At 67.2% G+C, this 22700-nt stretch carries 16 protein-coding genes and 1 pseudogene; 6 read left to right on the top strand and 11 right to left on the bottom strand.

Annotated features, from left to right (window positions below):
- Positions 1-139: 139 nt before the first annotated feature.
- Together AC6LKG_RS10920 and AC6LKG_RS10915 are read left to right on the top strand one after the other, a co-directional pair.
- Positions 140-1139: pseudogene (locus AC6LKG_RS10920) on the top strand (MurR/RpiR family transcriptional regulator).
- 61 nt (positions 1140-1200) lie between these two features.
- Positions 1201-2541, top strand: a complete 1341-nt coding sequence (locus tag AC6LKG_RS10915; RefSeq protein WP_498164339.1) for an aspartate aminotransferase family protein — start codon at positions 1201-1203, stop codon at positions 2539-2541.
- A gap of 16 nt (positions 2542-2557) precedes the next feature.
- On the opposite strand, the gene AC6LKG_RS10910 is transcribed toward AC6LKG_RS10915, so the two are convergent.
- From AC6LKG_RS10910 to parE, 4 genes are read right to left on the bottom strand one after another with little or no spacing between them, the layout of a single operon-like run.
- Positions 2558-3769, bottom strand: coding sequence for a DUF418 domain-containing protein (locus AC6LKG_RS10910; protein ID WP_498164338.1), 1212 nt, complete (start codon positions 3767-3769; stop codon positions 2558-2560).
- Between the two features lie 11 nt (positions 3770-3780).
- Entirely contained in the window at positions 3781-6102 is a 2322-nt protein-coding gene (parC, locus tag AC6LKG_RS10905) for a DNA topoisomerase IV subunit A (protein ID WP_498164336.1), read from the bottom strand.
- Positions 6103-6137: 35 nt separating this feature from the next.
- Entirely contained in the window at positions 6138-6749 is a 612-nt protein-coding gene (locus tag AC6LKG_RS10900; RefSeq protein ID WP_498164335.1) for a YcxB family protein, read from the bottom strand.
- Positions 6749-8710, bottom strand: a complete 1962-nt coding sequence (parE, locus tag AC6LKG_RS10895) for a DNA topoisomerase IV subunit B (RefSeq protein WP_498164333.1) — start codon at positions 8708-8710, stop codon at positions 6749-6751. Before parE ends, AC6LKG_RS10900 begins: the two co-directional genes overlap by 1 nt.
- Before the next feature lie 326 nt (positions 8711-9036).
- Here parE and trxA point away from each other — a divergent pair, with 326 nt between their 5' ends.
- Together trxA and rho are read left to right on the top strand one after the other, a co-directional pair.
- Positions 9037-9363, top strand: coding sequence for a thioredoxin TrxA (gene trxA, locus AC6LKG_RS10890; RefSeq protein ID WP_006387817.1), 327 nt, complete (start codon positions 9037-9039; stop codon positions 9361-9363).
- A 117-nt stretch (positions 9364-9480) separates the two neighbouring features.
- Positions 9481-10740: a transcription termination factor Rho gene (gene rho / locus AC6LKG_RS10885; protein WP_175134072.1), complete on the top strand. Its 1260-nt coding sequence runs from the start codon at positions 9481-9483 to the stop codon at positions 10738-10740.
- Positions 10741-10842: 102 nt separating this feature from the next.
- On the opposite strand, the gene AC6LKG_RS10880 is transcribed toward rho, so the two are convergent.
- Positions 10843-14463, bottom strand: a complete 3621-nt coding sequence (locus AC6LKG_RS10880) for a YhdP family protein (protein ID WP_498164399.1) — start codon at positions 14461-14463, stop codon at positions 10843-10845.
- 101 nt (positions 14464-14564) lie between these two features.
- Here AC6LKG_RS10880 and glnE point away from each other — a divergent pair, with 101 nt between their 5' ends.
- Together glnE and AC6LKG_RS10870 are read left to right on the top strand one after the other, a co-directional pair.
- Complete coding sequence (gene glnE / locus AC6LKG_RS10875) at positions 14565-17333, top strand: bifunctional [glutamate--ammonia ligase]-adenylyl-L-tyrosine phosphorylase/[glutamate--ammonia-ligase] adenylyltransferase (RefSeq protein WP_498164331.1); 2769 nt, start codon at positions 14565-14567, stop codon at positions 17331-17333.
- Positions 17334-17411: 78 nt separating this feature from the next.
- Positions 17412-18086 (top strand): epoxyqueuosine reductase QueH, encoded by a 675-nt coding sequence (locus AC6LKG_RS10870; protein WP_175134070.1) that lies wholly within the window; start codon positions 17412-17414, stop codon positions 18084-18086.
- 36 nt (positions 18087-18122) lie between these two features.
- Here the strand turns inward: AC6LKG_RS10870 and AC6LKG_RS10865 are convergent, their stop codons facing one another.
- From AC6LKG_RS10865 to AC6LKG_RS10840, 6 genes are all read right to left on the bottom strand, one after another.
- The gene (locus AC6LKG_RS10865; RefSeq protein WP_498164329.1) at positions 18123-19094 is read right to left on the bottom strand and encodes an AraC-like ligand-binding domain-containing protein; all 972 of its coding nucleotides are present in this window, start codon (positions 19092-19094) and stop codon (positions 18123-18125) included.
- A gap of 150 nt (positions 19095-19244) precedes the next feature.
- Complete coding sequence (locus AC6LKG_RS10860) at positions 19245-19694, bottom strand: c-type cytochrome (protein ID WP_498164328.1); 450 nt, start codon at positions 19692-19694, stop codon at positions 19245-19247.
- 95 nt (positions 19695-19789) lie between these two features.
- Entirely contained in the window at positions 19790-20305 is a 516-nt protein-coding gene (locus tag AC6LKG_RS10855; RefSeq protein WP_498164326.1) for a methylamine dehydrogenase light chain, read from the bottom strand.
- The gene (gene mauD, locus AC6LKG_RS10850; RefSeq protein ID WP_498164325.1) at positions 20289-20927 is read right to left on the bottom strand and encodes a methylamine dehydrogenase accessory protein MauD; all 639 of its coding nucleotides are present in this window, start codon (positions 20925-20927) and stop codon (positions 20289-20291) included. Before mauD ends, AC6LKG_RS10855 begins: the two co-directional genes overlap by 17 nt.
- Before the next feature lie 20 nt (positions 20928-20947).
- Positions 20948-21505: a MauE/DoxX family redox-associated membrane protein gene (locus AC6LKG_RS10845; RefSeq protein WP_498164323.1), complete on the bottom strand. Its 558-nt coding sequence runs from the start codon at positions 21503-21505 to the stop codon at positions 20948-20950.
- Complete coding sequence (locus AC6LKG_RS10840) at positions 21502-22692, bottom strand: amine dehydrogenase large subunit (RefSeq protein ID WP_498164321.1); 1191 nt, start codon at positions 22690-22692, stop codon at positions 21502-21504. Before AC6LKG_RS10840 ends, AC6LKG_RS10845 begins: the two co-directional genes overlap by 4 nt.
- Between the last annotated feature and the right edge of the window lie 8 nt (positions 22693-22700).

Here is a 22700-nt window from a genome sequence, read left to right as displayed (position 1 = left end):
CTATCCCTGTGTCAAACCGGATCAACCCCCATTTTGTAATCATTTCCGCGCAATCCGACGCCAATTTGCCGGGGGCAGCCCAGGGAAATCGGGGCGTTACGATTCGCTAGAATCGTCGTACATTTCGTAAATAAAACATATGTTTTTATTTTCCCAATGGATATATCATTTGTTTTATATCTGGCTTCCGCTGACTCATGATCACTTCCCTGCAAGACCATCTGCGCCAGCTCAGCGCCACGCTGCCTGCCGAATTGCAGCGCGCCGCGCAGTGGGTGCTGGCCAATCCAGCCGAAGTGGGGCTATGGTCGATGCGCCGGCAGGCTCAGGCGGTGGGTGTATCGCCCGCCACCATGCTGCGGCTGGCGCGCGCCGCCGGCCATGACAGCTATGAAGCGTTCCGCGCACCGTTCCAGCGCGCCCTGGCCGGCGCCGCCGGCGACGGCCTGCATGCGCGCGCAGCGCGGCTGCAGACATCGCACGCCCAACGCGCCGGCAATCCAGGCCAGGATGCGCTGACCCAATCACAGACGGCGGCGCTGGCCTCGGTCTGGCAAGCCAACGACGTGGCCGCGTTCGACGCGGCCGTCGATGCCTTGCTGGGGGCCCGCCAAGTGGGCTTCCTGGGCACCCGCTCGGCGTTCGGCATCGCCTTCCAGATGCGCTATGCCTATCATCTGCTGCGCCGCAACGGCATCCTGATCGATGGCCTGGGAGGAGCGCCGGCCGAAGACGCCGACAGCTTGCAACCGGGCGATGCGCTGGTGGTGGTGTCGCAGGCCCCCTATCCCGCCGCCACGGTGCGCCTGACCCGCCAGATCGCCGCCCGCGGCGTCGCCGTACTGGCGCTGACCGACAGCATCACCAGCCCGGTGGCGCAGGTCGCTCGCCATGTGCTGCATTTTTCCCGCCTGACAGAGACCGGCGCCGATGCGCCGGCGCCGCATGACCCCGCCTCGTTTTTCCACAGTACCGCGGGCCTGCTGGGCCTGGCCGAACACCTGATCGCACGGCTCGCGGCCCGCGGCGGCGACGAGGTGCTGCAGCGCCTGGCCGAAATCGAAACACGATTGCAGGCCGAAGGCGCCTATTGGCCGCAGCCGCCGCGCCCGCGCGACCGAGCTCCGTCCCGCGCCTGATTCCGCCCACACGTCACCCACACGCCCCTTGCCACCGTTACTCGCCACGGAGCCCTTCGCCATGACCAGCACCCGAGTCCTTCATCGTTCCCTGCGCGGCACGCCGCCTGTCGCGGTTCGCGGCCAGGGCGTCTGGCTTTATGACCAGGCGGGCCGCGCCTACCTGGACGGCTCGGGCGGCGCTGCGGTCTCGTGCCTGGGACACAACCATCCGGACGTACAGGCCGCGATGCACGCGCAGATCGACGCGTTGGCCTACGCCCACACCAGTTTCTTCACCACCGAGGTCGCCGAAAAGCTGGCCGCGCGGCTGGTGGACGACGCGCCGGCCGGCACGTCGCACGCCTACTTCGTGTCTGGCGGCTCGGAAGCGGTCGAAGCCGCGCTGAAGATGGCGCGCCAGTACTACGTCGAGATAGGCCAGCCGCAACGTCGCCATATCGTGGCGCGACGCCAGAGTTATCACGGCAACACGCTGGGCGCGCTGGCGGTCGGCGGCAACGCCTGGCGCCGCGCCCAGTTCGCGCCGCTGCTGATCGACGTGTCCCACGTCGCGCCGTGCTACGCCTATCGCGACCAGCATGCCGGCGAAACCGACGGCCAGTACGCCGAACGGCTGGCGCAGGAACTGGAGCAAACCTTCCAGCGGCTCGGCCCCGACAGCGTCATGGCCTTCGTCGCCGAGCCGGTGGTGGGCGCAACCTCCGGCGCGGTGACTGCCGTGCCGGGCTATTTCCGCCGCATCCGCGAGGTCTGCGACCGCCACGGCGTGCTGTTGATCGCCGACGAAGTGATGTGCGGCATGGGCCGCACCGGCACGCTGTATGCCGTCGAACAGGAAGGCATCACGCCCGACCTGATCACTATCGCCAAGGGCCTGGGCGGCGGCTACCAGCCGATCGGCGCGGTCATGGCGCAGGAACGCATTGTGCAGGCGATGCAGCAGGGCAGCGGCTTCTTCCAGCACGGCCACACCTACCTGGGCCACGCCACGGCCTGCGCGGCCTCGCTGGCGGTGCAGGAAGTGATTCGGCGCGACAACCTGCTGGCGCGCGTGCGCGTCCAGGGCGATGGATTACGCCAGCGCCTGGAGCAGGCGCTGGGCGAGCACCCGCACGTTGGCGATATCCGCGGCCGTGGGCTGTTCATAGGTGTGGAACTGGTGCGCGACCGCGCCAGCAAGGCAACCTTCGATCCAGCGTTGTCGCTGCATGCGCGCATCAAGCGCGAAGCCATGGCGCGCGGCCTGATGGTCTACCCGATGGGCGGGACCATCGATGGCCGACAGGGCGATCACGTGCTGCTGGCCCCGCCCTTCATCATCACGGACGATGAACTGGACCAGTTGACCGAACGCCTGGCCGGCGCCATCGACGCCGCCATCGCCGACGGCGGCCACTGAACCGTTGCCACCGGCGCTAGCCGGCCTGCTCCGCCAACGGACGGCGCCACGCGGGCCAGGCGCCGATGGTGAACGCGCGCAGCAGCCATTCGACCGGGCCGTAGGCGTGGCCGCGCAGCCACCATGCCGACAGCGGCAGTTGCGCCAGGAAGATCGCCACGGCGATCACCAGCGCCGCGCCCGGCGACACGCTGCCCGTCAGGCGCAGGCCCCAACCGGTGAAGAGGAAGGCGCACACCGCCGACTGCATCAGGTAGTTGCTCAGGGCCATGCGGCCGGCTGGCGCCAGCGCACGCACCAGCCATGCGCCCGGCCGCGTGCGCATCGCCAGCAGCAGCGCCGCTGCGTACGACATGCTCAATAGCGGCGCCGTGAACATACCCATGGCCAGGCCCGGGGCTTCCCACAGCGGTGACATAGACGGCAAGGCGGTGGTCGCATAGACGGCGGACCCGGCCAGCCCGGGCAACGCCCCCAGCGCGCACAATAGCCACAACACCCGCGGCTGGCGCCACGGATCGGCCAGCGCCTGGCGCCGTCCCAGCGCATAGCCAGCCAGGAACATGGCGAAGGCGAACGGACCCTGCACCAGCAGAATGACGCCCCAGACGCTGGTGGTCAGCTCGTACCAATGCCGGGCGATGGTGCTGCCAATGGTGCCGCGATAGGCTTCGACGGCGGCCTGCGAGTCGGCGACAGAGACCACGCTGGCGGCGCGGTTCAACGCGACAGTGCCGGCGGGGTCCAGCAGGCTTAGCGACGCCAGCAGGGCCCACGCCAGCGACGCCAGCCCGACCAACCAGAGCGCGCAGCGCAAGGCGCGGCTCGGCCGCATGCGGCGGCAGGCCATCAGCGCCAACCCCAGCAAGGCGTAGGCCAGCAGGATGTCGCCCACGTAGAACAGCACCGCGTGCGCCAACCCCAGCAGCGCCAGGCCGGTCAGGCGCCGCAGGAAGCGCGGCCCGAAGGCGGCGCCCGAGCGTTCGGCCGCGCTCATCTGCAAGGTGAAGCTGTAGCCGAACAGGAACGAGAACAGCAGGTAGAACTTGGTCTCGAACAGCCAGGCCACCAGCCAGCGCACCGCCACATCCCACGGGCCGGAAAAGGCGGGATCGACGATGCCGTTGGCGTAGAACGGCGAGGCGAACACGCCAATATTGACGACCAGGATGCCAAACAGCGCAAAGCCGCGCAGCGCGTCAACCTGCGCCAGGCGCGGCGGCGCCATCGTGGCGGCGCTCAGCCCAGCACCGGCGACAACAGCGGCTGCTTGGGCCGCACGTCCAGCGCTCGCCCCTTGCGCGCGCGCTTGCCGACGTATACGGCCAACGCCGAGCCCACCAGGATGTCCTCGGTGTGCTTGTTGCGGTAGATGCCCGCCGCGCGCAGGCCGAGCGCGCCGATCGGCACGGTCTGGTCGAGCTTGTCGGCGCCGTCCAGCCCCATCAGGATGGTGCCGCGCCCACCGCCGGACAGCGATTTGACCTCGTCCAGCCCGAACACCAGGAACTTGCCCTTCTGCGACAGCAGCGCCAGTTGCGTGGCGCCCTTGAACAGCGGCACCGGACGCAGCAGTTCGTCGCCCGCCTCCAGCGTGATGAACTGCTTGCCGGCGCGCTGGCGGCTGGTCATGTCGGAGAGCTTGGCGGCAAAGCCGTAGCCGCCGCGCGTGGCCAGCAGCCAGCGGCTGTCGGCCGCCGCCGCAATAGTGTGGACAATGCGGGTGCCGCTTTCCAGATCGATCATGGTGGTGACCGGCTGGCCGTCGCCGCGCGCCGACGGCAACCCCGACACCGCGACCGAGTAGACCCGGCCGTTGTCGCCCACGGCTATCAGCGTGTCGGTGGTGCGGCATTCGAAGGCGCCGTAGAGGTCGTCGCCCTGCTTGAAGCCGAACTGCGAGGCGTCGTGGCCGTGGCCCTGGCGGGCGCGCAGCCAGCCCTTCTGCGACACGATCACCGTGACCGGCTCGTCCAGCACCTTGGTTTCGAGCACGGCGCGCTCGGCGGTCTCGATCAGGGTGCGGCGATCGTCGCCATACTGCTTGGCGTCGGCCTCGATTTCCTTGATCAGCAGGCGCTTGAGGGTGTTGGGATTGTCCAGCAACTCCTGCAACGTGACTTGCTCCTTGCGCTTGTCCTCGAGTTCCTGTTCGATCTTGAAGCCTTCCAGACGCGCCAGCTGACGCAGGCGCATTTCCAGGATGTCCTCGGCCTGGCGTTCGGACAGCTTGAAGCGCTCCATCAGCGCGGCGCGCGGCTCGTCCGATTCGCGGATGGTCTGGATCACCTCGTCCACGTTCAGGTAGACCACCATGCGGCCTTCCAGCACGTGGATGCGATCGATGACCTTGTCCAGGCGGAAGCGGGTGCGGCGCAGCACGGTGTTGGTGCGGAACGCCAGCCATTCGGTCAGGATGTCGCGCAGGCCTTTCTGGCGCGGACGGCCGTCGGTGCCGATGCAGACCAGGTTGACCGAGGCGCTGCTTTCCATGCTGGTCTGGGCCAGCAGGGTATTGACGAACTCGTCGCGGTCGACGCGCGAGGTCTTGGGTTCAAACACCAGGCGTACGGCGGCGTCCTTGCCGGATTCGTCGCGCACCGCGTCCAGCAGGTTCAGCATCACGGCCTTGGCCTGCGTCTGCTCGGGCGTCAGGCTCTTCTTGCCGCTCTTGACCTTGGGATTGGTGATTTCCTCGATCTCTTCGAGCACCTTCTGGCACGAGGTGCCTGGCGGCAGCTCGGTGACCACCAATTGCCACTGGCCGCGCGCCATTTCCTCGAACTGCCAGCGCGCCCGCACCTTGAGCGAGCCGCGCCCGCCAGCGTAGATCTGGGCGATGTCGGCGGCCGGCGTGATGATCTGGCCGCCGCCGGCGAAGTCCGGGCCGGGGATCATGCCGAACAGTTCGGCATCCGGCAGTTGCGGCTGCTTGATCAGCGCCACGCAGGCCTGCGCCACCTCGCGCAGGTTGTGCGGCGGGATCTCGGTGGCCATGCCGACCGCGATGCCGGAGGCGCCGTTCAGCAGCATCACCGGCAGGCGCGCCGGCAGCATCTGCGGCTCCTGCTGGCTGCCGTCGTAATTGGGCACGAAATCGACCGTGCCTTCATCCAGCTCGTCCAGCAGCAACTTGGCGATCGGCGTCAGGCGCGCTTCGGTGTAGCGCATGGCGGCGGCGTTGTCGCCGTCGCGCGAACCGAAGTTGCCCTGGCCATCGATGAGCGGATAGCGCAGGGAGAAGTCCTGCGCCATGCGCACCATGGCGTCATAGGCGGCCTGGTCGCCGTGCGGGTGGTACTTGCCCAGCACGTCGCCGACCACGCGCGCCGACTTTACCGGCTTGGCGCCGGCCGCCAGCCCCATGGCCTGCATGGCGAACAGGATGCGGCGCTGCACGGGCTTCTGCCCGTCGCCGACATCCGGCAGGGCCCGGCCCCGCACCACGGACACTGCGTAGTCCAGATAGGCCTGTTCGGCGTAGCGCGCCAGGGTGATGGCGGCATCGCCGCCCTCGTCGGGCGCGGCGTCGAACAAACCTTGTTGATTGCTGTCGGTCATGATGGTTTCAGGTAGACAAATTCATTGAAACGGCGTCATTGGGGATGCGCGGCGCCCAGCAACTGGGTGTCGGCCACGTGCTCGCGCACCTGGGCGCGCACCGCGTCCAGCGTGGCCGGGGCCTGCCCGCGCTTGGGAATGATCACGCCCTGCAGCGCCCCCAGGATGACATACAGATGCTGCGGCGTTTCCTCGACCCGCCGCACGTCGGCCCAGTCGATGCGTCCGGAGGCGGCAGCGACGCTGTCCTGGATGCCGTCGGCGTCAAACACCAATTGATGGCGCCCCAGGAACAGCCCGTCCGGCTGCCTGGCCAGCATGCGCCGCGTGTTCATGCGCACCCGCCACGGCAATACGAACTCGTAGGCCAGCGCCAGCAGCGCCAGGATGCCCAGGCCGACCGCCAGCCCTTCGAAGTACACCGGCAGCAGCGCGCCCCAGTTCGGGCCATGCCCGTCCCAGGTCTGCCACATCAGGTAGCCCAGCAGGACCACCACCATCAGCACGGCGAAACGCAAGTGCGACAGATAGCGGCGGCGACGCAACTCGGGCCGCTTGTACACATAGGCCGCGAACTCGGCGTAGTCGTCGGCAGTCAGGTCGACCGTCATGGCGGCGGACGGCAGTGGGGACGAGGACAACGTCATCAGATGTCCAGCTCTGCCAGGTTGCCCTTCTCTTCGATCCAGGCGCGGCGTTGCGAGGACTCGCCCTTGCCCATCAGCATGTCGAACATGCGGGTGGTGTCTTCGGGGGTCTGGTCGCCGTAGCCCACCGGCAGCAGCCGGCGCGTGTCCGGATTCATGGTGGTTTCCCACAGCTGCTCGGGGTTCATTTCGCCCAGGCCCTTGAAGCGGCTGACCGCCCAGCTGCTTTCACGCGAGCCTTCCTTGCGCAGCTTGTCCTGCGCCGCTTCCAGTTCGCCTTCGTCCAGGCAGTAGATCTTGCGCGCCGGGCGCTTGCCCTGCGCCGGCACGTCCAGGCGGAACAGCGGCGGCTTGGCGACGTAGACGTGACCGGCCTCGACCAGCTTGGGAAAGTGCTTGTAGAACAGTGTCAGCAGCAGCACCTGGATGTGCGAACCGTCGACGTCAGCGTCCGACAGGATGCAGATGCGACCGTAGCGCAGCCCCGAAAGGTCGGGCGAGTCGCCCGGGCCGTGGGGATCGACGCCGATGGCGACGGAGATGTCGTGGATCTCGTTGTTGGCGAACAGGCGGTCGCGGTCGACTTCCCAGGAATTGAGCACCTTGCCGCGCAGCGGCAGGATGGCCTGGAATTCCTTGTCGCGGCCCATCTTGGCCGAGCCGCCGGCCGAGTCGCCCTCGACCAGGAAGACCTCGGTGCGGGTGGCGTCGCTGGATTCGCAGTCGGTCAGCTTGCCGGGCAGCACCGCCACGCCGGAACTCTTGCGCTTTTCGACCTTCTGCGCCGAGCGCTGGCGCGCCTGCGCCTGGCGGATGGCCAGCTCGGCCAGCTTCTTGCCGTATTCGACATTGCTGTGCAGCCACAGGTCGAGCGCGCTCTTGGCGAACCCACCCACCAGGCGCACGGCGTCGCGGCTGTTCAGGCGTTCCTTGATCTGGCCCTGGAATTGCGGGTCCAGCACCTTGGCCGACAGCACGAAACTGGCGCGCGCGAACACGTCCTCGGGCAGCAGCTTGACGCCCTTGGGCAGCAGGCTGTGCAGCTCGGCAAAGCCCTTGACGGCGCCGAACAGGCCTTCGCGCAGGCCCGACTCGTGGGTGCCGCCGGCCGGCGTCGGGATCAGGTTGACGTACGACTCGCGCACCGCGTTGCCGTCTTCGGTCCAGGCCACCACCCATTGGGCGCCCTCGCCTTCGGCGAAGGTTTCGTGGTCGGCGCCGGCGTACTGCTGGCCTTCGAAGAACGGCACCATCAGTTCGGCGCCCGCCAGGGCCTCGGACAGGTAGCCGCGCAGGCCGTCCTGGTACTGCCAGGTCTTGATGTCGCCGGTCCTTTCGTTGACCAGCGAGACCTTCACGCCCGGCAGCAGCACGGCCTTGCTGCGCAGCAGGTGGGTCAGCTCGCCCAGCGGAATATTGGGGCTGTCGAAATATTTGGCGTCCGGCCAGACCCGCACGCGGGTGCCGGATTTCTTGCGGCCGCCTTGGTCGTAGGGCGCCAGCGGCTCGGCCACGTCGCCACCCTTGAACACCAGGCGGTTGACGGCGCCGTCGCGCCACACTACCACTTCGAGGCGGGTGGCCAGGGCGTTGGTGACGGACACGCCGACGCCGTGCAGGCCGCCGGAAAAGGCGTAGGCGCCGCCGCCGGCCTTGTCGAACTTGCCGCCCGCGTGCAGCCGGGTGAAGACCAGCTCGACCACGGGGGCGTTTTCCTCGGGGTGCAGGCCGACTGGAATGCCGCGGCCGTCGTCCTCGACGGAGACGCTGCCGTCGATGTGCAGCGTGACCAGGATCTGCTTGCCGTGGCCGGCCAGGGCCTCGTCCGCGGCGTTGTCGATGACTTCCTGCACGATGTGCAGGGGGTTTTCGGTGCGGGTGTACATGCCCGGGCGCTGCCGCACGGGCTCCAGCCCTTTCAGGACGCGGATGGACGCCTCGTTGTAACGTGGAGTGGCCAAGTTATCCCCAACATCTGTGGAAAAAAACCGACATTTTACGGATAAGCCCAGATTCTGCGCGGCTCCGGGTGGGATGCGCACGACCTGACCAGCTCCGAATTCGGTAGGATGACGATAGAGACACAGCCAGCGGATCCGGGTTCAATGCCCCGGGTCGCGATAACTGCGCCGCGATATCCTACACAAAAGCGGCGAATACTGTTGTTATAAACAGTGGTATGCCTGTTGTTTTTGACAGTGGTATGCTTTAATCCATCCCACAAACAAGAACAACGGCAAGGCGTCCCTTTTTTCGCCTTCTGCTGCCGAACCCGAGAATCACCATCATGAGCGACCAAATCAAGAACGTCAGTGACGCGAGCTTCGATGCCGATGTGCTGAAATCCGGCCAGCCGGTGCTGGTGGACTACTGGGCTGCCTGGTGCGGCCCCTGCAAGATGATCGCCCCGATCCTGGAAGAGGTCGCCACCGAATACGCCGGCCGCCTGACGATCGCCAAGCTCAACGTGGACGAGAACCAGGGCACCGCCGCCAAGTACGGCATCCGCGGCATTCCCACCCTCATGCTCTTTAAAGACGGCCAGGCTGCCGCCACCAAGGTTGGCGCGCTGTCGAAGTCGCAACTCACCGCATTCCTGGACGGCGCGTTGTAAACTGCGTGCTGTGAACGAACGCGCCGCCCTGGGGGCGGCGCGCTTTCAATACCGCGCGAGCCCGTCCGTGGCGCGCCGCCAGAACCCTCCTTTACTTTTCCCCCAACACTCACCGCGATGCACCTCAACGAACTGAAGGCGCTGCATGTCTCGCAGCTGCTGGAAATGGCCGCTGGCCTGGAAATCGAGAACGCCAACCGCCTGCGCAAGCAGGAGCTGATGTTCGCCATCATGAAACGGCGCGCCAAACAGGGCGAGCAGATCTTTGGCGACGGCGTGCTGGAAGTCCTGCCCGATGGCTTCGGTTTCCTGCGCTCGCCCGAGACCTCGTATCTGGCCAGCACGGACGACATCTACATCTCGCCGTCGCAGATCCGCCGTTTCAACCTGCACACCGGCGACTCGATCGAAGGCGAAGTGCGCACGCCCAAGGATGGCGAGCGCTATTTCGCGCTGGTCAAGGTGGACAAGGTCAACGGCGTGGCGCCCGAGGCGATCAAGCATCGCATCATGTTCGAGAACCTGACGCCGCTGCACCCGAACCAGCCGCTGCGCCTGGAACGCGACATCAAGAGCGAGGAAAACCTCACCGGCCGCATCCTCGACATCTTCGCTCCCATCGGCAAGGGCCAGCGCGGCCTGATCGTCGCCAGCCCCAAGTCCGGCAAGACGGTGATGATGCAGCACATCGCGCACGCCATCACCACCAACTACCCCGACGCAGTCATGATCGTCCTGCTGGTGGATGAGCGCCCCGAGGAAGTGACCGAAATGCAGCGCACCGTGCGCGGCGAAGTGGTCGCCTCGACCTTCGATGAGCCCGCCACCCGCCACGTGCAGGTCGCCGAAATGGTTATCGAAAAGGCCAAGCGCCTGGTCGAAATGAAGAAGGACGTGGTGATCCTGCTGGACTCGATCACCCGCCTGGCCCGCGCCTACAACACCGTGGTGCCGGCCTCCGGCAAGGTGCTGACCGGCGGTGTCGACGCCAACGCCCTGCAACGTCCCAAGCGCTTCTTCGGCGCCGCGCGCAACCTCGAGGAAGGCGGTTCGCTGACCATCCTGGGCACCGCGCTGATCGAGACCGGCAGCCGCATGGACGAAGTCATCTACGAAGAATTCAAGGGCACCGGCAACTCCGAAGTGCACCTGGAACGCCGCCTGGCGGAAAAGCGCGTCTACCCGTCCATCAACCTGAACAAGTCGGGCACCCGCCGCGAAGAACTGCTGATCGCGCCCGACCTGCTGCAGAAGGTCTGGGTGCTGCGCAAGTTCATCCACGACATGGACGAAGTCCAATCCATGGAATTCATCCTGGACAAGATGCGCGCCACCAAGACCAACGCCGAATTCTTCGACATGATGAAGAAGAAGTAAGTCCGGCGTCCGCACGCGCGGGAACCCATATTTGGCGAGGATTGCCCCGGGGGCGGTCCTCGCCAAATTCTTTTGCGCTGGCGAACCGCCCCACGGGCCGGTTCAATGCTCGATGAACTCTTCCAGGCTGCGCGGCTTCGGCGTCTGCTTGGGCGCGGGCTTGCCCGAAGCGTCGATCGGGTCTATGCGGGGATCGTCCCAACTGCCGGTGACGGCGTATTCCATGGTCATGGCGCGCGCCAGCGGCTGCTTGAGCAGCCATTGCGTCACGAACGCGCCCAGGCCGATCAGCGGATTGACCGCAAGTGCCGTCACCATCGCCGCGCCGCTGGCGTCCAGGTTGGGAATCACCACCGCCTTCAGGTTCCAACGTTCCTGCACGATGTTGACGTCGCCGGCCAGCACGATGGCGGCGACCGGGCCGTTGATCTTGTAACCCTCGGTCTTGAGCGAACCCTGCGCCAGCTTGACCTGCCCGCGCACGGTGTCGAATGGAAAACCATCGCGCAGCAGGTTGGTCGGATTGACGTCGAGCCGCGCCAGGCGCTGCAGCGATTGCAGCGAGAGCAGCTCCAGCAGGCGCGCCGTGCGCGAATTCACGTGCATGAAGCGCCCCTTGTCCAGGGAAATGTCGGCGTCCCCGGCAACGTCCGCGATGTCGTGCGTCCAGGGCAGGTTGCGCCAGCTCAGCTTGGCCTTGATGTCACCGGTGCCCCCCGAGACCACGTGTTCGAGTCCGATGCGGTCCATGAAGCTGCCCACGTTCTCGAACTTGGCGGCGGCATCCACCGTCAGGCCGCGGTCGGGGCCTTCCAGCCGCCAGGTGCCGGTCGCATTCAAGGTGGCGGCGTCGTTTGCAATCGACAACTTGTCCAGGCGCCATTGGCGGCCACGTTCCAGGTTGGTGCCAATCACCTGCAACTCGCCCAGGTTCTTGCCATAGAGGCGGAACTCCTTGGCCTGCAGATCGATCGCGGGAATGTCGGACAGATCGTTGCCGGAAGACAGCGCCTTGTCGGCCTCGTTGCCGTCCTCAGCCCCCCCCAGCGCCAGATGCTTGAGCCGCGCGGTGATCTGGCCGGCGATCGCACCGGAGGCTTCGCGCCACGACAGCGACCCGGCCGCCTGGCGCGATTCAAGGTCGACGCGCCATTGGGCCGCCGCGGGCCGGGTGGCGTACAGGGTGAGATCATTCAGGGTATAGCCGCCGGTACGCAGCACCCCGGTGGCCAGACTGACGCGCTCGAGCGGCGGCAGCAAAGGCCGGGAAGCCGCTCGGCCCTTGGCCGGCGGCGTACTGAAGCCGTCGAAGACAGCCTCCCAGCGGTCCATGTCCAGCTCTGGCAGGCTGGCGTTCAGGCTAAGGCCGCGCTCCGGCAGGCTGGCGGGCCGATCGATACCCAAGGCGCCTCGGGCGAAATACGTCGCCGCGCCATCGGCGGGATCGCGTTCGAACAGGGCATTGACGTTATCGCCCAGGCTGGCGGTCAGCCAGCGCCGGCCCTTGGCGCCGGGGTCCTGCGCGGCCCCCCATTGCAGCTTGAGCGGGCGCGTCGATTGCGCCGGCTTGCCCAGCGGCGCCGGCATGTCGATCGCCAACCCGGCCAGATCCGTCTCCATCGACAGTTCGACCGAGCCGCCACGCTGGTAGCCGACCTTGCCCTTGTAGGCGGTCTTGCCCGAGAAACGCGCCATCGACGGGGCATTGCCGAGCTGCGCCAGCCCTGCCCCGGTCAGCGTGCCTTCGAATCGCAGGGCATCGTTCGGCTGGATCAGGCTGCCATTGATCCTGACCGGCCCGCCCAGGAACTGGGCGCGGATTTCCTTGGCATGCACGCCTTTTTCCGAAAATTCCAGGTCACCGTGCATCTGGCTGAGCAACGGCATTTCCGGCATGAAAGTGAAGGTGTTGTCGGCGAACAGGATCCTGCCTTCAACCTGGGTGTCGTCGGTATTCATCAACGGCACCTTGAGCTTGAGCGGCATGCGCCAATTGCCGGTGCCGCGAGCCTCGTCCAGTGCGCCGTCCAGCAACTGGCCCAGCGGCGAGCTGCCGGCCAGCGCCAGATAGGCGGGCACCGGGCCGCTGGTCTGGCCATCGACCGTCAGCTCGGCCTGGTGCTCCATGTCGGGAATGGTGGCGGTCACGGCGCCGAGCGTCACGGTCTGGCCCTGGCCCGTATGAAAGACCGCGCCCCCCGGACTGTCGAGCGCGAGCCCGACCTTGTCGACCCGGAAGTTGCCCGACAGGTTCTCCAGCATCGGCCAGCCCTTGCGATGCGGCCGCGCCGGCGCATAGTCGACCGTGGCGCCGGAATAGGCGCCGGCAATCACGAACTCGCCCGTCGATCCGGGCGCGCCGAATGGAAATTCGTCTAGGTCGCCCTTGAGGGTGATGGCCGCCGATTCCATCCGGCCCGCCGGCAGGCCCGTGGCCAGCCACTCGCGCGCATCCGGGTTGACCTCCAACGGCAAATAACGGTGGATCGCGTTCATGGCGCCGCGCACCAACGTGCCACGCATGTCGACGCTGCCGGCAGCGCTCTTGCCTTCGCGGCGCCACTGGCCTTGCAGGCGGATGTCCAGGTCATCGTTGGCAACACGCAACTGGCTCACGTCGACGAACCAGTCGCGCGCGTCCGCGCCCTTGATGCGGGCATCCAGCGCAACCTCGCTGGCCGCCAGCTCGGGCTGTTCAAAGATGCCTGGCAGCGTCACGCGCAATTGCTCGACACGGCCATGGAGCGCCAGGTTGGCCGCCCCGGCGCTACGCGCCAGCGGCACGCGCGCGCTGTCGATGAAATCGCCCGGCGTGCCCTCGATGTGCAACCGCGCATCGCCCCCGCCCACCGCCGGCCCGTCCGCCCCCGCCGACCAGTCGACCCCGCGCGCCGCCAGGTCGGCGGTCAACGTGGAGAACTTGCCATGGTCCAGTTGCAACCAGGCGCGGGCGCTGACGCGCCCCCGCACCGGCGGAGGCGGCGCCCAGGGAGCCCAGGCCAACGGCTCGGCATCTTCGATCGCGGCATAGATTTGCCCGCTCCAATTGGCGGGGCTGGCAGCGTTGGCGGAGAACAGGCTGCGGTTGAACTCCCCACGCAGGTCGAGCTTGCGCGCCAGCGCCGGATCGGCGTCGGCGCGCAAGGCGAAACGGTGCGACAGGCTGCCGTTGCGCGCCAGAAAATCGACATTGTTCAAGACCAGGTCGGGCGCCTGGCGCAGCTCGTCCTGCCAGCGGATGCGGGCGCCATGAATGAACAGTTCGCGCTGCGCGGTCAGCCAGCGCAGCGCGGGATGGTCCAGGTCGGACTGGTGATCACTGGCGTTCAGGTCGATGCCCTGCCCCGCCACCCAGAGGCGATTGTCGGGGTCGCGCCGCAAGGTCAATTCAGGCTGCTCCACCCGCAGGCGCAGCAGTGTGGGCGACAGGGTCAGCAGGCTGCGCCATGCCAGCACCGCCGACACCGAGGGCAGCGTCAGGACGGGGGCAGGCTGGTCGTCGTAGACTTGCACCGAAGTCAGTGCCAGCCGTGGGTTGAGGCCTTGCCAGTCGGCCTGGATCGCGCCGATCGTGACCCGCGCGCCCAGCGCCTGGCTGGCGTAGGCTTCGATCTGGGGACGCCACTGGTCCACGCGCGGCAAGACCCAATAGCGCACGCCCAGCAGCCCGATGGCCACCACGCCGTATACGGTCAGCGCCACCCAGAACAGGCAGCAGAGCACTTTCTTTGAAACAGACACGGATCGGTGGGCAGGAGAATAGTCTTGCGGTATCGTCCCCACTTATACCTGAAACGCGCCCATTCGTCTCCCGTCCGATCGCCATGTCCACGCCCGCCCTGTTCGCCCCCGCCCTTGCCTGGTCCGGCCACCTGCGCCGCCGCCTCGATGCCCACCCGGATCTGGCCGCCTGGCTGGAAGACGCCGCGCAACACCCGGTCACCCCCGAACGGCTGGCTCACTGGCAGGCCGAGCTGGCCGGCCCTGGCGCGCCCGCCATCCTGCCGGTGGAGCAGTGCCGCCAAGTGCTGCGCAAGCTGCGCGAGCGTGTCTTCAGCACCCTGATGGTGCGCGATCTTGCGGGGCTGGCGCCGCTCGAAGAGGTGGTCGGGGCGATGACGGCGCTGGCCGACGCGGCGGTCGCCGCCGCCTACCGCAGCGTGGCCGCGGAACTGGCCGAGGTGCACGGCGTGCCGCGCGACCCGGCTACCGGCCTGCCCCAGGAAATGCTGATCGTCGGCATGGGCAAGCTCGGAGGCGGCGAATTGAATGTTTCGTCCGACATCGACCTGATCATGCTGTACGGCGAGGAAGGCGACACCGATGGTCCGCGCCGCATCAGCCATCATGAGTTCTACGGCCGCCTGACCCGCCGCATGATGCCGGTGCTGTCCGAGGTCGATGCCAACGGCCAGGTCTTCCGTACCGACCTGCGGCTGCGCCCGGACGGCGATGCCGGACCGCTGGCATGGAGCCTGGATGCGCTCGAGCATTATCTGATCGGCCAGGGCCGCGAATGGGAACGCTACGCCTGGCTCAAGGCGCGCCTGATGCCGGCGCGGGCGTTCGAGGGCAGCGACAGCGAGGCCCAGGCCCGGCAGCTCGAAAGCCTGCGCGTGCCGTTCGTGTACCGCAAGTATTTCGACTTCGACGCGCTGGCCGCGCTGCGGGCCCTGCGTGAGCGTATCCGCCAGGACTGGCAGCGGCGCGCCACCGCCCGCAATGGCATCGACAGCGCCAACAATATCAAGCTCGGCGACGGCGGCATCCGCGAGATCGAGTTCGTGGTGCAGTTGGCGCAATTGATCCGCGGCGGGCGCATGCCGGCACTGCAACAGCGCGGCCTGCTGGCGGCACTGCACGCCGAACAAGTCGCCGGCCTGGTGTCCGAAGACGATGCGCGCCGCCTGGAGGACGCCTACCGTTTCCTGCGCCGCACCGAGCATGCGCTGCAATACCGCGAGGATGAGCAGACCCATCTGCTGCCGTCGGATCCGGCCTTGCGGACCGCGCTGGCGGGCGCCCTGGGCCTGGACGCCAGGCAGTTCGAAAGCACGCTGGCCGCCCACCGCCAGTTCGTCTCCCGAACCTTCCGCAATGTGTTCCGCATGGTGGGCATGGACAAGGAAGACACGGCCGATGCCGCCGGCGGCGAGACGCCGGCCGCCGAGTCCGAGGATCAATGCGAACTGGCTGACCAGATCCGCCAGGCCTTCGGCGAACAAGCCGACGACCTGCTGCGCCGCGCCGACACCCTGATGAACAGCCATCGCGTGCGCAGCCTGCCCGACAGCAGCCGGCGCCGCCTGGAAACCCTGCTGCCCGCCGCCCTGCGCGCCGCCCGCCAGACCGGCGCGCCGCTGGACGCCGCCGTGCGCCTGCTCGACCTGATCGAGAAAATCGCCCAGCGCAGCGCTTACCTGGCGCTGCTGGCCGAATACCCTGACACGCTGGCGCGCGTGGCCCGCATGGTCGCGGCCAGTCCCTGGGCGGCGCAATACCTGACCCAGCACCCGCTGCTGCTGGACAGCCTGATCGACTGGCGCACACTGTTCGAACCGCTGGACTTCGCCCAGATCGCGCGCCAGTTGAGCGCCGACCTGGACGCCTGCCGCCTGCCCGATGGCGAGCCCGACATCGAGCGCCAGATGAACCTGATGCGCGACGTGCAGCGCCAGGCCAGCTTCCAACTGCTGGCGCAGGATCTGGAGGGCGAACTGACGGTGGAAAAGCTCGCCGACCAGTTGTCGGCCCTGGCCGACCTGCTGCTGACGGAGACCATCCGCCGCACCTGGCCGCTGGTGAACAAGGCCGCGGGCGCCGAACCGCGTTTCGCCGTCATCGCCTACGGCAAGCTGGGCGGCAAGGAACTGGGCTATGCCTCCGACCTGGACCTGGTGTTCCTGTACGACGATGCGCGCGAGGACGCGGCCGAGGTCTACGCCAAGCTGGGGCGGCGCATGACCTCATGGCTGTCGACCATGACCTCGTCCGGACGCTTGTACGAAATCGACCTGCGCCTGCGGCCGGACGGCGATGCCGGCCTGTTGGCAGTGTCGCTCGAAGCCTTCGAGCAATACCAGCAAAAGCATGCCTGGGCATGGGAACACCAGGCCCTGACGCGGGCCCGCTACGCCTGCGGCGACGCCACCGTCGGCCAGCGCTTCGAGCAGATCCGCGAAGCCATCCTGGTGATGCCGCGCGATACCGCCAAACTGCGCGAAGAAGTGCTGGCGATGCGCGAGAAAATCAATGCGGGCCACCCCAACAACACGGACAAGTTCGATCTCAAGCACGATGCCGGCGGCATGGTCGACGTGGAATTCGTGACCCAATACCTGGTGCTTTGCCATGCCGGCACCCACCCCATGCTGGTGCGCAACCTGGGCAATATCACCCTGCTGCGTCTGGCCGGCGAAGCCGGGCTGATCGATTCCGGCCTGGCCACGCGCGCGGGCGATGCCTACCGCACGCTGCGGCGGGTGCAGCATCAACTGCGCATGCAAGGGGTGGAAAAGGCCCGCGTGGCGCCCGATCAACTGCAGGCCGAACGCACCGCCGTGCGCGAACTCTGGCACGCAGTGCTGGGCTGACAAACCGGAGCGCCCCGCCCCATGGCGCCAACTCGGCGTAAAATAAGGGGTTTTCCGCCTTACCGCCTGCCTTTCACCATGTCCGAATTCGTGCGCCCCAAACTCGACCTGCCCGCCGGCCGCAGCAAGGTGCTGCTGCATTCGTGCTGCGCGCCCTGTTCCGGCGAGGTCATGGAAGCCATGACGGCTTCCGGCATCGACTACGCGATCTACTTCTACAACCCGAACATCCATCCGGTCAAAGAGTACGAGATCCGCAAGCAGGAAAACATCCGCTTCGCCGAACAGCACGGTATCGAATTCATCGACGCCGACTACGACATGGACAACTGGTTCGAGCGCGTCAAGGGCATGGAAGACGCCCCCGAGCGCGGCGAACGCTGCACCGCCTGCTTCGACATGCGCTTCGAGCGCACCGCGCTCTACGCCCACGAACATGGTTTCGACACCATCACCAGCTCGCTCGGCATCTCGCGCTGGAAGGACATGAACCAGATCAACGGCTGCGGCGAACGCGCTGCCGCGCGCTATGACGACCTGGTCTACTGGACCTACAACTGGCGCAAGGGCGGCGGCTCCTCGCGCATGATCGAAATCAGCAAGCGCGAGAACTTCTACCAGCAGGAATACTGCGGCTGCGTCTATTCGCTGCGCGACACCAACCGGCACCGCCGCGCGCAGGGCCGCGAACGCATCCACATCGGCGTGAAGTTCTACGGCAAGGAAGACCTGATCAACGCGGAAGAACTCTAGGGCTGCCGCACACCCGCGCCAACCCGGCCCGGCCCTTCAGGCCGATTCGTCCGGCTGGCGCCGCAGGCGCCGGTATTCCGACGGCGACACCCCATAGCGGTTGCGAAACGCATGGCTGAAGCGCGCCGCATCGGAAAACCCATGGCGGAAGGCGATCTCGCCAATCTGCCGCGCGCTCTGCGCGGCATCGGCCAGCATATCGCGGCAGCGCTCCAGGCGCGCGCCGAGAATGAAATCAGCCGGCGTGGTGGCCGCCTGCGCGAACAGGTTGTACAGATAGCGCCGTGACACACGCAAGGCCACGGCCGCCGCCGCCGGCGACAGGTCGGGATCATGCAGGTTCTCGATCAGGTACTGCTGCACACGGCGCAACTGCGCCTGCCGCAACGTCGCGGGATCCTGCGACGCCCCGCCAGCGGCCCGTTCGCTGATATCCAGCCCCATCATCTGCATCACCGCATTGGCGGCATCGCGCGCCGCGCTGTCGGACAGATGGGCATGTTCGCTCAGGGCCACCCGTAACAGATCCATGGCCATGCGGCCACAGCCATGGCGGGCGCTGAAGCTGCGCGCCACCGCATCGCGCATCGCAGGCAGCCAGGCCTCAGACTGCTTGCCAGGCACCTGCATCACCAGGAAATGCGCGTTGTCATCGACATCGACTTCATATGGACGGGTGGTGTCGTAGATTCCCCATTCGCCCGGCATCAGCAAGGCAGTACGCGCGGCCTGGCGGATTTCGCTACGGCCGTCGAGCTGCAGCGTCACCTTGTAGCCGGACGCCTCGGCGCGGTCGGCCAGCGTCTTGGTGCGCCGCACGCGTTGCGCGTCGGTGCGCATTTCGCAGATCTGCATCCATCCCAGGAAATCGACCGCCACGCTGCTGCGAAAGCGCTTGGGATCGGCCGCCGACACTTCCAGCGGCACGAAAGTGTTGCTGATGTTTTCCTTCCAGCTGGCGCAATCCAGAAATTGCTGGGGCGCGCTGCGTACGAGGGGGGCTGACATGGCGACTCCGGCGCGCGGCGTGGAACAAATAGCGATCTTCTTTCTATCACCGAGCCCCGGGCGCGGAGTATCCGTGACAACCCCTATGCGAGAACGGCTTTACACGCCCCGCGGCCGCGCTCATTCATGCCTGGCGGACGCCACGCGGTCTCAAGGCTTGCGGGCACTGCCATACGAATAGTCGGAAAGGGCAAAACCCAGCGCTGCCAACTCGCGCGCCAGACCGTGCCGCACCGGCACCACATCGTCGTAGCGACGCGGCCGGGCCGATGCCACTTCGTCCTCGGTGTACGGCTGGAAGCTGGCCGCCAATTGCGCCGGGCTGAACGTGCGCAGCAGCCAGTTCAGCACATTGGCCAGTTCGGCATCGCTCAACTGCGAATAGGCGGCCCCCGGCACCCGGATCAGGTATTCGCGGCCGGCGGGCAGGCGCGTGAACGCTCCCACCGAATTGCGAAAATCAGGGATGCCGTGCGGCATGCTGCCACGGCCGTCGACCCGATGACAGCCTGCGCACTGCAGCACATAGTCCGCGCGCGCGGCCTGCCCCAAGGTGGCGACGTCGGGCGTCGCCTCGCCGGCGGCGGCATCGCGAGTCATGCCCGCCCCTACCCCGATCGCCACGGCGACGGCCAGCGCGGCGGCGATACCCGCCCGACGCCGCGCCCTGCCACGCCCCCTTGCCCGCGCGTCGTTCATGGTTTCTTCTTGGCCAACCCGACAATGACGGAGGTGGTGCAATGGAAAATGGACGACTCGTTCGACATGCACCAGTTGACGTCGTTGTGCAGGAACATCTGGTAGCCCGGCCGCTCGCGCTCGGCCGAGGCGCACATGCACTTGCCGCAGGCCGTCTTGCCGCAGCAGTCGTTGTAGCTGATGAGGTAGTCCTTGCCGTCCAGCGGGTTGTGGCAGGTCCCCACCCACGACACCGCCGAAGGCGAGGTGCCCGGCGGACACGAGGTCATGCTGCCGCCGCAGCACGAGCACAGGAAGCCATCCACCGCGCAATAGCGCCAGTAATCGCAGGCAGTCTCGTCGGTCTGAGGCTTCTTGGTAGCGGCGGGCGCGGAACGCGCCACCGGCAGCACCGGCACCAGGAAGGCGGTGCCGACCAGCACGCGGCCGATGCGGTTGAGCACGCTGCGCCGCGAGGTGGTGTGGGCAACCGAGCGCGTGACGCGCTCGCCAAGCTTATCCAACCAGAGCATTGCCGTTCTCCTTGCGCGAAACACGGGTTTCCTGCAGCGCACCGCCGGCCAGGAATTCCTGCACCGAGGCCACGCCCAGCTCCTTGGCCGTGAACAGGCTTTCGAGCTGCTCGCGGGAATTGATCAGGCCCTTGGCGCGGATCACGCCGGACTCGTCGATCAGCACCGCATACGGCAGCTTGCTGATCTGGAACTTCATGCCCAGTTCCGTGGACAGCAGGTAGGGAAAGCGTTCCAGCCCCGCCTGGCGGTAGAAGGCCAGATGCTCGGGCATCTCGCCATCGCTGGCCAGCACGATACGCAACCAGGCGTTCTCGGTGCCGGCCACCGACTTGAGGATGGGCAGCAGCTTCTTGCACACCGGGCAAGTGGGCGAGAGAAAGAACAGCAACTGGCTGTGTTGGCCCCGTTGTCCGATGCTCAGGCGCCGGCCCAGCAGGTCGGCCAGTTCGAAACGCGGCGCGGGCTCGCCAACCGCCGGCCCCTTGTCCATGGTCAGCGCCCCCATCGGCGCCACGCGCTCGTAGAGCACGCCGATCTGGCGCGACAGCGCCAGAACGACCAGCAGCAGGCACAGCACCACGCCCCACAGCAGAAAATTGGAAATGATCAAGGCTTCCATATCGTGTCGCTCCGTTGTTCCTAGATGTGCAACTGCCGCAGCTTCAGATGCGAGGCCAGCAGATGATTGGCGGTGAAATACAGGGCCACGGCGCTCATCGCCAGGCCGAAGACCGAGGCGGCGTCAGCCCATTGCAGGCTGCGCGAGGCGCCCTGCGCGGCGGCGAACACCGGCAGCGTCCATAGCGCCAGCAGCGCGTTGCGCGCCACCATCCACCAGGACAGACCCGCGCCGCGGGCCGCCGCGCCACGCATGGCAGGACCGCCGCAACCGCAATCGATGTCGCGGCGTCCGCGCGCCAGGTTCACCGCCACACCGGTACTGGCCAACGCCAGCACCAGCAGCGCCAACAGCGCTCCCGGCACGCGCAGGCCGGGCGTCAGCAGCAAGGCGCCGGCCAGCGCCTCGGCCAACACGTAGCACCAGGCGAAGAGGCCGCCGAGGGCCGCCGGCACGATCTCATAGGCCTGCGCGGCGGCGGCGAACGCAGCCATGTCCTTGAGCTTTTCCAGCGCGCCCAACAGCAGCACGCAGGCCAGCGCGGCACTGGCGGCATACAGCAGGACGGGGTCGTTCATTGCGCGCCCCCCGGTTGCGGCTCGACCTGCAAGGCGGTTTCACCCGCGCCCTGGATCGTGCCCTTGAACACCGGCGCGGCCGGCGCCGCGTCGTAGATATTGACGTTGCCGCCATCGATGGTGAACAGGCGCGGTTTGTCGTCCTGTGATACCGACATCGACAGCGCGTTCTTGCCGGGTATGCGCGCCAGCCGCTTGTGCGTGGCCAGGTCGTAGACCCAGATTTCGGCGGCCGGCGTCTTGTGCGAGCCCTCGACGCCGTTCGGATGCATGCCCACGTACAGGCGCTTGCTGGCGCGGTTCACCGCCAGCAGGTTGTAGCCGCCGGGCCGCCAGCCGCGATCCTTGCCGGAAACGTCCAGCAGCGACCAGCGCTCGCCGAAGCGGGCCTCGGCACCGCTGAAGTCGGCGCTGTAGACGTTGCCGTTGTACGAAACGAAGTAGAAGGTATCGCCCAACCGGTCGGTATGGGTGAAGATCGGGTCCTTCTCGACCTCGAACATGGGCTTGCTGCGCTGCTGGCCCGAAGGCTTGCCGGCGGCGTCCAGGTCGACCGTGACGAACGAGCCGTCGCCGCAGATGCTGGCGAAGCTGCGCGGCCGCGACGGCGGCACGATGATGCTCCAGCAGCCCGCCGACGCGGTCACTTCGTCGGCGAACTTGCGCGCCTTCAGGTCCACCACCGTCACCGACGAGGCCGGCGTGGCATTCTGCACGAACAGCAGGCCGCCATCCGAGCTCTGCTGCAGGTAGTTGCGGTAGTTCAAAGCCTGCGCGCGCTTCTCGGGAATCGGCACCTCGAATTTGGGCGTCAATGTCTCGGCGTCCCAGGCCTCGACCACGTCGGTGCGCTTGCCGCGGTTCAGGCGCTCGTAGTAGGTGGTCATGATGTAGATGTCCTTGCCGTCCGCCGACACCGTCATGTGGCCGTTGAACGAAGAGGGCACCAGCCCCAGGAATTTCATCGTGTCGCCGTCGTAGATGTTGACGCGGCTGTCGACCAGGTGGTTGAACACCGCGTCCATCACGTACAGCCGGTGCGGCGTGGCGGGCGGCAGGCGGGTGCCGCCCTTGAGCTCCTCGACCGGCAGGTCGGCGCGGGCAAGCCCGGCGGCCGCGGCCAGGGCCGCGCACAGCGCCCATTTTCCGGCCCGGGCAGCCCTCCCGTTGGCACAAAGCGCAATCATTCGATCTC

Source organism: Achromobacter sp. 46006 (genome assembly GCF_059761975.1).
This window is presented reverse-complemented; position numbering and strand designations above follow the sequence as displayed.

Coding starts and splice junctions, on each gene's coding strand:
- AC6LKG_RS10860 (WP_498164328.1), bottom strand. CDS start 19,694: ATGACTCGCGATGCCGCCGCCGGCGAGGCGACGCCCGACGTCGCCACC.
- glnE (WP_498164331.1), top strand. CDS start 14,565: ATGTCCACGCCCGCCCTGTTCGCCCCCGCCCTTGCCTGGTCCGGCCAC.
- mauD (WP_498164325.1), bottom strand. CDS start 20,927: ATGGAAGCCTTGATCATTTCCAATTTTCTGCTGTGGGGCGTGGTGCTG.
- AC6LKG_RS10845 (WP_498164323.1), bottom strand. CDS start 21,505: ATGAACGACCCCGTCCTGCTGTATGCCGCCAGTGCCGCGCTGGCCTGC.
- AC6LKG_RS10900 (WP_498164335.1), bottom strand. CDS start 6,749: ATGACGTTGTCCTCGTCCCCACTGCCGTCCGCCGCCATGACGGTCGAC.
- AC6LKG_RS10910 (WP_498164338.1), bottom strand. CDS start 3,769: ATGGCGCCGCCGCGCCTGGCGCAGGTTGACGCGCTGCGCGGCTTTGCG.
- rho (WP_175134072.1), top strand. CDS start 9,481: ATGCACCTCAACGAACTGAAGGCGCTGCATGTCTCGCAGCTGCTGGAA.
- parC (WP_498164336.1), bottom strand. CDS start 6,102: ATGACCGACAGCAATCAACAAGGTTTGTTCGACGCCGCGCCCGACGAG.
- AC6LKG_RS10915 (WP_498164339.1), top strand. CDS start 1,201: ATGACCAGCACCCGAGTCCTTCATCGTTCCCTGCGCGGCACGCCGCCT.
- trxA (WP_006387817.1), top strand. CDS start 9,037: ATGAGCGACCAAATCAAGAACGTCAGTGACGCGAGCTTCGATGCCGAT.
- AC6LKG_RS10840 (WP_498164321.1), bottom strand. CDS start 22,692: ATGATTGCGCTTTGTGCCAACGGGAGGGCTGCCCGGGCCGGAAAATGG.
- AC6LKG_RS10855 (WP_498164326.1), bottom strand. CDS start 20,305: ATGCTCTGGTTGGATAAGCTTGGCGAGCGCGTCACGCGCTCGGTTGCC.
- AC6LKG_RS10870 (WP_175134070.1), top strand. CDS start 17,412: ATGTCCGAATTCGTGCGCCCCAAACTCGACCTGCCCGCCGGCCGCAGC.
- AC6LKG_RS10865 (WP_498164329.1), bottom strand. CDS start 19,094: ATGTCAGCCCCCCTCGTACGCAGCGCGCCCCAGCAATTTCTGGATTGC.